The sequence below is a fragment of the Streptococcus suis genome (assembly GCF_024509555.1).
In the GTDB taxonomy this organism is placed as follows: Bacteria; Bacillota; Bacilli; order Lactobacillales; family Streptococcaceae; genus Streptococcus; species Streptococcus suis_AD.
Window position 1 is genome coordinate 1 of the sequence record NZ_JAMWEL010000053.1, and the last position, 637, is coordinate 637.

The 637-nt window shown below is 42.7% G+C and carries 1 protein-coding gene; it reads left to right on the plus strand.

Annotation, left to right across the window (positions count from 1 at the left end; translation table 11 throughout):
- On the plus strand, positions 1-637 hold a 637-nt coding region (locus NF418_RS10295), incomplete at both ends, for a mucin-binding protein (RefSeq protein WP_444861126.1).

The window sequence follows — 637 nt, forward strand, 5'->3', positions numbered from 1 at the left end:
CAGTTGTCACAACTCAAACAGTAACCTTCACACGTACTGTACAAATTGATGCAGTAACAGGTGATATCATTGCAAATACTTATACTGCATGGACACCAGCTACTCAGACATTTGCAGAAGTTCCAGCCCTCAGCTTGGATAACTTCAAATCAAATGTTGATAAGGTTGATGCGAAATCTGTAGCAGCTACAGATGCAGATTCATTCGCAACGATTGTCTATTCTCCAATTACAAAAGTTGTTGACCCAACAGATCCAACAGATCCAACTAACCCAACAGATCCAGTTAAACCAGGCGATAAAGTACCAAACGATCCTAAGGGTCGTACCTATGGTGAACTTGGCTTGGTTGAAGAAGTAACCTTGACCGTTAACCATGTCTATGCTGATGGTTCTCCAGTGCTGAAGGATGGCAAGCCAGTTGTTACAACTGAAACCTTGACCTTCACTCGTACTGTACAGATTGATTCAGTAACAGGCGATATTATCGCAGATACATACTCTGCATGGTCACCAGCAACACAAGACTTCAAAGCTGTTTCAGCCTTGACGAAGGATGATGTAGCTGAGTTGGCAGATTATCTTCCTTCAACGCAAAGCGTAACCAAGACAGGTGTAGTTGCGACTGATAATGATAC